Origin of the sequence: Moorena sp. SIO4A1 (genome assembly GCF_010672065.1) — a bacterium.
Taxonomy (GTDB): Bacteria; Cyanobacteriota; Cyanobacteriia; order Cyanobacteriales; family Coleofasciculaceae; genus Moorena.
In genome coordinates this window covers 1-1109 of the sequence record NZ_JAAHHX010000991.1, presented here as the reverse complement: position 1 = coordinate 1109, position 1109 = coordinate 1, and the positions used below count along the sequence as shown (strand labels likewise).

The 1109-nt window shown below is 43.6% G+C and carries 2 protein-coding genes and 1 pseudogene; all 3 read right to left on the bottom strand.

Annotated features, from left to right (window positions below; all coding sequences use genetic code 11):
- Positions 1–126: 126 nt before the first annotated feature.
- Positions 127–324, bottom strand: coding sequence for a hypothetical protein (locus F6K53_RS44690; RefSeq protein ID WP_293087468.1), 198 nt, complete (start codon positions 322–324; stop codon positions 127–129).
- A 41-nt stretch (positions 325–365) separates the two neighbouring features.
- The gene (locus tag F6K53_RS44685; protein WP_293087470.1) at positions 366–893 is read right to left on the bottom strand and encodes an IS4 family transposase; all 528 of its coding nucleotides are present in this window, start codon (positions 891–893) and stop codon (positions 366–368) included.
- A gap of 9 nt (positions 894–902) precedes the next feature.
- Positions 903–1109: pseudogene (locus F6K53_RS44680) on the bottom strand (IS4 family transposase); the annotation flags it as partial.

Below are 1109 nucleotides of genomic sequence, written 5' to 3'. Positions count from 1 at the left end.
TAGTTTCACTGCCTGCCTTCCCCAAGTGTTGATATTGAGAAAGTTGATTAAGATCTTTTTTGGTGGGGAAAATCTTTTTCGATGCAAGCAGTTTATAGTACCAATAATTCTCTTTTCTGCCTTGGGCTAGAAGCGCGTACAATCGACGCATCCCTGTGGAGCAACTACTCCAGAAGCTGATACCTGTTCGAGCTCTTGCTCAAAGCGTTCCTTGGTTAATGCTAATTGCTCAGCACGGTGAGCTAAATCGTTTGAGGTTGAGTGTTTACGGCTTTTTGTCATTGTTCTGACGGCATTGATTCGCCAATGATATTCGCGAACCATTTTGCCATCAGGGGAAAGCTAATCACAAATGTGAGTCAGAGTTAATGATGATTAGGATGCAATTGCCAGCCCAAGCATAAAGATTCAAGTTGCAACCAGCCTCGCCACAAAACTTGAATCCCGATCGGGGTTCTTCGTCGGTGTTCTAAATATCCTCCCAGACGGGCAATGGCACTCATTGCCCAATCAATGGTCAGGTGAGAAGGTTTCTTTTGCTCAGGTGGTGTTAAAGCCAGTAGCACATCGAGCTGTAGTGTAGTTAAGACCTCAACGGCGGGAGAGTCAGGAGCATTTCGCTGTAGATAGGTCATTTTCAGCAGTTGGGCAGCAATTACACTTAAAAAACCCAACAAGGTGGACATGCTTTCACCTCCTAATCGATAACTTTCTGCTTTACACCCAGACTTGAGAATTTTATGGTATTCTTCTACTCGCCAACGGAATGTATACCAACGCAAAATTTGAGCGGCTTGTGAAGGTGTGGAAACTTCTTCTGTGGTTAGTAACATCCACGACACTGGTTCACTATTTTCTGGTGGCTCTATTTCTTGTGCATGTACAGCATAAATTTCCCAAAATTATGGCTGTTTAATTCGACTTGGAGACTTTAACTTAACTGAACAAAATCTCACTTCCAAAGTGGCTGTTCTCGCCGCACGAGATTTAGTTTTAGGGAGCTCAACTGTTTGTCTAAACTTGACTGATGTTTCTGTTACATGCTGCCACAAGTGTGAATTTTCTGGGCTTAAACTACGATCTTGTGCCGCTCTTACTACCACTCCAGA